Source organism: Candidatus Paceibacterota bacterium (assembly GCA_028716825.1).
Taxonomy (GTDB): domain Bacteria; phylum Patescibacteriota; class Minisyncoccia; order Minisyncoccales.
On record JAQUPA010000008.1, the window covers coordinates 22,168 to 28,846 of the forward strand.

At 30.2% G+C, this 6,679-nt stretch carries 7 protein-coding genes; 4 read left to right on the forward strand and 3 right to left on the reverse strand.

Features of this window, described 5'->3' with window-relative positions; genetic code table 11:
- Positions 1-3 precede the first annotated feature (3 nt).
- From PHI88_02045 to PHI88_02060, 4 genes are read left to right on the forward strand one after another with little or no spacing between them, the layout of a single operon-like run.
- Complete coding sequence (locus PHI88_02045) at positions 4-3,051, forward strand: hypothetical protein (GenBank protein MDD5551916.1); 3,048 nt, start codon at positions 4-6, stop codon at positions 3,049-3,051.
- A 50-nt stretch (positions 3,052-3,101) separates the two neighbouring features.
- Positions 3,102-3,470 (forward strand): TraR/DksA C4-type zinc finger protein, encoded by a 369-nt coding sequence (locus tag PHI88_02050; GenBank protein MDD5551917.1) that lies wholly within the window; start codon positions 3,102-3,104, stop codon positions 3,468-3,470.
- Between the two features lie 14 nt (positions 3,471-3,484).
- Complete coding sequence (locus tag PHI88_02055) at positions 3,485-4,279, forward strand: undecaprenyl-diphosphate phosphatase (protein ID MDD5551918.1); 795 nt, start codon at positions 3,485-3,487, stop codon at positions 4,277-4,279.
- A gap of 12 nt (positions 4,280-4,291) precedes the next feature.
- The gene (locus PHI88_02060; protein ID MDD5551919.1) at positions 4,292-4,891 is read left to right on the forward strand and encodes a CDP-alcohol phosphatidyltransferase family protein; all 600 of its coding nucleotides are present in this window, start codon (positions 4,292-4,294) and stop codon (positions 4,889-4,891) included.
- A 2-nt stretch (positions 4,892-4,893) separates the two neighbouring features.
- On the opposite strand, the gene PHI88_02065 is transcribed toward PHI88_02060, so the two are convergent.
- From PHI88_02065 to PHI88_02075, 3 genes are all read right to left on the reverse strand, one after another.
- Positions 4,894-5,694 (reverse strand): PHP domain-containing protein, encoded by an 801-nt coding sequence (locus PHI88_02065; protein MDD5551920.1) that lies wholly within the window; start codon positions 5,692-5,694, stop codon positions 4,894-4,896.
- A gap of 55 nt (positions 5,695-5,749) precedes the next feature.
- Positions 5,750-6,049: a hypothetical protein gene (locus tag PHI88_02070; GenBank protein ID MDD5551921.1), complete on the reverse strand. Its 300-nt coding sequence runs from the start codon at positions 6,047-6,049 to the stop codon at positions 5,750-5,752.
- 7 nt (positions 6,050-6,056) lie between these two features.
- Positions 6,057-6,679, reverse strand: a 623-nt coding sequence (locus PHI88_02075; GenBank protein MDD5551922.1) for an inositol-3-phosphate synthase, incomplete at its 5' end; no start/stop codon positions are given.

Genomic DNA, 6,679 nt, shown 5'->3' on the forward strand with positions numbered 1-6,679 from the left:
AATATGGTTGGAGGTTTAATCAAAAACGATCCAGCATCAAAAGAGGAGAAAGACGAGGAGAAAATCAGAACGATGAGTCAGGATATAGAAAAAGTTGGCGGCACGCCCCCAAAAAGAGGCGGGATTTTTAGTTTTTTCAAGAAAAGTTTTAGAAGAAAATCGAAATTTCCAAAACAAAAGACAGTTAAAGAAACAGAAAAAATTTCATCAGTTATTCCCAAAGAATCAGTTTTGGAAGAAAAAAGAGCCGAGGAATCTGTTATTATGCCTCCCATTATACCTATGTCAGAGTCAACGGGGGGGGCGATAGAGAAAAAAAAGGGAAGCATGATTGAAGAAGAAAGAGCAAGGAAGATTAGAGAAACCATAGAAGAACTTAAAAGAAAAAGACAAGAAGAAGCAATGAAAATTACCAGAGAGAAAGCTGCACAAAAGATGGCAGAGTTTCCAAAAGAAGAAAAAGTTATTCCGGAAGATACTCATAAAAAGAAAAAATTAATAGTAGACAAAAAAATAAAAGAGGAAGAGAGAAAAAAAATAGAGAATGAGATAAGTAATATAGACCAGAAAATAAGAATATTTGAGAAAAATTTAGTATCTTCAACGGCAAATGGTCAGTCAGGCGCTGCCATTCAAATTTTAAAGGAACTTTCCAGGATAGAAGAAGAAAAAGAGAAAGCACGAGAAATAAGATTAAAAGAGGAATTAATGTTCCTTACAGAAAAAAAACAGAATCTCTTGGAGCAGATGAAAGAGCGAGAAAGAATAAGAGAAAAAGAAAAAGCTTGTTATCAATTACTTCTTGAGAGAGCGAAAGAAATAAGAGAAAGATTTGACAAAATAAAAGAAAAAAGAACAATGTTGGCAGGCGAAATCCAAAGGATAATTTCAGAAAAAGAAATGTTAACTAAAAATAAAGAGGAGCTCGAGATTAAAGAGAAGGGGGCAAACGAAGAAGATAGGAGGTTAGCAGAAGAAGAGAGAGGAAAATTAGATGAAAAATTAGAAAATGTTGAAAAAAACCGTTGGCAGTTAGAAGATGAAAAGTCAGAAATAGATAAAGATTTGCAAATGGCAGAAAATGAATATAAGAAATTAGCTTCTTTGGTTGAACGAAGAAATGAGATAATAAACAAAAGAGAAGACATAAAAGAGAAGATTTCAATGCTCAATCAAAGAAAGAGAGGTCTAGAAAAAAAGATGCAAGTAGTATTTTCTGGCGAGAGTCCTAGGGAATCAATAGCAACCAATAAAACAGTTGAAGAAACTCTAAATAAAAGAGAAGAGATAAAAAAACAAAGTAGTGATTTTGTTGAAGAAAAAACAAGAGACAAATCTTTACTTAAACAAATATCAGACGTTAAAGAAGAAATAAAATCCCTAGAAGAAGAATTAGGAAATTTAAGGAGTGAGAAAGAAAAGGGTGGAAGTCTCGATTTTGATATTGACAGGGAAATAAAAAAGCTGGAAGAAAAAAGCAACAAGCTCAGAAGAGAAGAGGAAGTTATAAAAGAAGCAAGATGGAAAATGCAAAATCAATCTACTGATGCTAATCGAATAGAGGAAGAAGAAGAAGAAGAGGAAGAAGATTTGAAAGATTATTCAAAAAATTTAACATCAGACGATAAAATAAAACCAATCGAAGTCTTACAGGAAGAATTAAATAGTATATTAATCGAAATCGAGCAGCTTAATAAAAATAAAAGAGAAAAAGAAAACAGAATTAGAGAGCTTGAAATAAAGATCAAAGAGGGAAAAGAAGAAGGAAAAATTTTTAAAGAAAAAGAACAAAGAATACAAGAACTTCTTTTGCTTTTACAGGGAGAGGTAAATAGTAAGAAAAGAGAAGAGATAAAAAAACAATTACTGGAGATATTAGAAAAAGAATTTCCAGAAGCAAAGAAATCATTTAAAGATGATAATTTAGAAAATATCAAAAATGAGAAGAAAAAAATTTTAAATCGGACGGAAGAATTAAAGAAAGAAATTGAAGAGATAGAAAAAAACTTACAAGAAAAAAAGATAGAAGAAGAAAAAGAAAAGGAAGAAAAATTTAAATATTCAGAATATGAGATTAGTGAAAAGATAAGGGAGAAAATAAAAAATCCAAAAGGAGAGAGAAAAAAATTACTTTTAAGATTAAAACCAATTAATTTAAGATATAAAAAAACCATAGAAGAGGAGAAACTAATAGAAGAAGAATTATCTAAGATTAAAAACAAAGAAACAAAAATAAAAGATACCCATCTTTTAAGAAATGTTGAGAGAGAAAAATGGGAGCTTGAAACAAAAAGGAGAACAATAGAAAGAAAAAGATGGGAAATAGAGGACCATATTAAAAAAGTAAAATACAAAATTAGGGAATTAGATTTATTAATCGATAAGTTAAAGTCGTTGGAAGAAGAGGCAAGAAAAATAAAAGAAGACGAACAGTTTTTGGAAGAAGAATTTAATAAATCAGAACATGATTGGCAGAAATTACAAAGAGAAATTTTAAAAGCCTCCAAAGGTTTAATAGAGGAAGAAGAAGAAGAAGAGGAAGAAGATTTGAAAGATATTGAAAAGGAATTAATCAATTTACCGAAGGAAGAAGATAATTTCGAAGAGATTTTAAAAAAAGAAAAAAGAAAACTTGAAGAATTAAAGAAAGAAATTGAGTCAGAGAAAACAAAGACCAAGAAATGGGAGGGGAATACAGAAAAAGCCAAGGAATTTATAGACAAAAAAAGACAAGAATTAGAGCAAAAAGAAAGGTGGGTTTTAAGGGAGAAAGAAGCAATAGATAGAGAAAAAAAAGAGAAACAAGGGATTAGGAGAAAAGAATCTGTAAAACAAGATTTAATTAAAAAGGTCGGCGAATCGAAACCAAATTATGCTTTAGAAGAAAGGAAAATTAAAAAAGATGGTGAAATTAAAACTATGTCGTCTATGCTTGGAAATTTTAATCCAAAAGCAAAAAAGAAATCCAATTTGTTTATCTCTGTTTTAATTACAGTTTTTATTTTATTACTCATTGCAGCTTTAGTTTATTTTTTTATTATTAAAAAATAATAAAATTTTTGAAAGACTAAAAGCATGTTTTTTAACAGGATTATAATATTATGAAGAAAAAATTTTTAGAGGAACAAAAAGAAAAATTATTGAAAGAAAAAGAAAACATAAAAGAAGCTCTTTCTTCTTTTGCAAAAAAAGATAAAAGTCTTAGAAATAACTGGGAAACAAAATTTCCTCAATTTGGTAACACTACCTCAGAACAAGATGAAAATGCAGACGAAGTTGAAGAGTATACCAACCTTATTCCTATAGAAAATCGCCTTGAGCTAAAGCTTCTTGATATAAATAGGGCTTTAGAGAAGATAGAGAGAAAAAATCAATATGGTCTATGTGAGAAATGTGGCAAAGAAATAAAAACAGAAAGGTTAAAGATGATTCCAGAAACAAAATTTTGTTCAGAATGCGCCAGAAAATAATTTAGTTCAGATTTATGCTTTATCTTCAGGCTATTTTTCTTGGGATAGTTCAGGGGATAACTGAATTTCTTCCAATTTCTTCTTCGGGTCATCTTGTAATATTCCAGAAAATTTTCGGATTTTCTAAACCGCCTATTGCATTTGATGTTTTAGTTCATTTGGGGACTGTTTTTTCTTTGCTAATTTTTTTAAGAAAAAATATAAAGGATTTTTTAAAGGGTTTTTTTCTAGAATTAAGGAAAAAGAAAAGAGGTAAAAACGTGAATCTTTTAGTCTTTCTTATAATTGGCACTATTCCGATAGTTTTACTTGGTCTTCTTTTAAAAGAGAAAATAGATATTATTTTCAATTCTTTATCATTATTGGGAATTTCTTTCTTGGTAACCTCAATAATTCTTTTTTTAACACAAAAAACAAAGGAAAAGAAAAACAAATTTTTGGACAGTAAAAAAGATGCGTTTTTTATTGGAATTTTTCAGGCATTAGCTATCTTGCCTGGCGTTTCAAGGTCCGGTTCTACTATATCAGCTGGGCTTTATAGGGGCATAAAAAAGGAAGAAGCTTTTAATTTTTCATTTTTTTTGGGCATTATTGCAATTTTAGGAGCAACGATTATTCAGATTCCCGAGATAAATAATTTCAATAATTCCGAGATTTTAAATGGTATTTTAGGGTTCTTATTTGCGGCTTTTTTTGGCTTTATTGCGTTAAGAATATTGAAACCAATAGTATTAAAAGGTAAATTTCATTATTTTGGAGTATATTGTATGGTTTTAGGATTTATTTGTATTATTTTATCTTTAATCTAAAATTATTTTATTATGTTAGATGCTCATAGAGATTTTTTAAAGGGTTTTGAAAAAAAAGTAGGTAAAATTTTTTCTTTTTTTCCTTTATCTCCAAACCAATATACAATAAGCACTATTTTCTTTGCCTTGGCGGCGTTTTATTTTCTTTATAAAAACAAAATTATTTTTGCAATTATATTTTTTATAATTGCTGCCTTTTTGGACTTGGTTGATGGATCGGTGGCAAGATATAAAAATCAAGCAACGAAAAAAGGAGCTTATCTTGATACTATCGTTGATCGTTTCGTTGAGGCGATATTAATTTTTGGTCTTTTATTTTTACCACTTCCTGAAGTTTTATTCCCAGTTTATGTTTGGATATTTTTAATTCTTTTTGGCTCTTTGATGACAACATATGCAAAATCAGCAGCAAAAGAAAAAGACCTCATTGACTCAGAACTCAAGGGAGGTCTTTTGGCTCGTGGAGAAAGACTAATTTTAATTATAATTGCTATTTTGCTTGGGATTTATAATTATTACTGGACTGTTTACTTATTGGTTCTTATTGCAATTTTAACTAATTTTACGGTGCTTCAAAGAATATTCTCCGCCATAAACAAATCAAAAAACTGAGTTTATTTTTTTTTCGAGTACTTTCTTAGTCCGTTTTTTATCTTTTCTAAAGAGTATTGGATATCGTATTTTGAACGATTTTTTTTATTACTTTCCAATTTTATTCTAAATCTTGCTAATGAAGGGCTAGCTAATGAGTGCAAAGGACTTTTTCCACCACTAGCTCTTGTATTTTTATTTAAAATAGCTTTTTTAAAATCATCTAAGTTTTTTGCTTTTTGTGCTATGGTGTAAGCATCTCCTACATCTTTCCATTGATGAGCATCGCTTCCACCAGTCATTGCTAAATTATTTTTCTCTGCAAAATTAAGTGCTTTTCTGTCGCTCGATTTTAAAGGAACCCTAGCATTTAAAACCTCTATCGCATCTACAAGATTTTTATAATCTTCTATATCTCCTTTAAAAGGAGTAACCAAGCGAAAGGATTTATTTTTATTTGTTTTATGCCCTTTAAATGGCGTTAGTATATGAAAAGGATGGGGGATGATAGCAATTCCTCCCTGTGATTTTATTTCTTTTATTACTTCTTTTGGTTCGCGACTTTTTATTTCCTTTTTTAAGAAAATTCCAATTATGTCTCCAATAATTTTTTTACCCCTTTTTGTTTTAATCTCTTGACCAGGGACAAAAAGCAATCCATATTTTTTTGTTGCTTTTCTCATTACTTTCCAACCCGCGATAGTATCGTGGTCCGTTACAGCAACACCGTCTAGTCCTTTTCGTGCAGCTGTCCTTGCTATATCTTCCGGGAAAGAAAAACTATCGTATGAATATTTGCTATGTATGTGGAGATCAATTTTCATTTATTGATAAATAAAATCCCTTTTTTATTAGGGACTTTAATTTTTTGGACATATTCTATAATTTTTGCAATAGATTTTGGCAGGAAATTTTCATTTTTTCTAATTCTTTCTCGCCTCTTTTTGTGGCTACATATGATTTTTCTCCTTGGAATTTTTTTATTTCTAAATAACCACCCTTTTTCAACCTGCCCAAGACCCGCTGACAAGTAAACTTATTTGGTAAAAATCCAAACTTTTCGAAAATTAAACTTTCTGCTTTACTTTTTGGTAAGGGATTTTCCTTCGCCAAAGACAAAACATAAACCCAGATATTGTTATTTGTTATAGAGTTTTGGAATCTCTCTAAAGGCTCCATATTTTTATTATCTTTCTCTTTTTTCCTGGATAAATTCTTCTAACATTTCTCTTGCTTTTTCGTCCGTAAATTGTTGAGGAGGATGTTTCATAAAATATGCTGAAGCAGAAAGTAGTGGTCCTTTTGTTTTTCTATCGAGGCCCAATTTTGCTATTCTTATGGCGTCAATTACACATCCCGCAGAATTTGGCGAATCCTCAACCGAAAGCTTTAGTTCAACATCTATCGGAATATTTCCAAATTTTTTACCTTCCATCTTTATATAACAAATTTTATTATCTTTCAACCACGGAACATAATCTGATGGTCCAATGTGGATATCATCTTTATTTAAAGGGGAGGGTAGTTGAGATTGCACGCTTTCTGTTTTAGATATCTTTTTTGATTTTAATCTTGACCTTTCAAGCATATTAAGAAAGTCAGTATTTCCTCCAAAGTTTAATTGATAAGTTCGTATTAGTTTTACTCCTCTTTCCGAAAAAAGGTGAGTTAATGTTCTGTGAACTATTGTTGCGCCAACTTGAGATTTGATATCGTCTCCAATACATGGAATTTTTTTCGCTTCAAATTTTTTCGCCCACCCCTCATTAGAAACAATAAATACTGGCATACAATTAATAAGAGCACATC

Excerpts from the sequence above, each read along its gene's own strand:
- PHI88_02045 (MDD5551916.1), top strand. The coding sequence starts at position 4 with ATGGTTGGAGGTTTAATCAAAAACGATCCAGCATCAAAAGAGGAGAAA.
- PHI88_02050 (MDD5551917.1), top strand. The coding sequence starts at position 3,102 with ATGAAGAAAAAATTTTTAGAGGAACAAAAAGAAAAATTATTGAAAGAA.
- PHI88_02055 (MDD5551918.1), top strand. The coding sequence starts at position 3,485 with ATGCTTTATCTTCAGGCTATTTTTCTTGGGATAGTTCAGGGGATAACT.
- PHI88_02060 (MDD5551919.1), top strand. The coding sequence starts at position 4,292 with ATGTTAGATGCTCATAGAGATTTTTTAAAGGGTTTTGAAAAAAAAGTA.
- PHI88_02065 (MDD5551920.1), bottom strand. The coding sequence starts at position 5,694 with ATGAAAATTGATCTCCACATACATAGCAAATATTCATACGATAGTTTT.
- PHI88_02070 (MDD5551921.1), bottom strand. The coding sequence starts at position 6,049 with ATGGAGCCTTTAGAGAGATTCCAAAACTCTATAACAAATAACAATATC.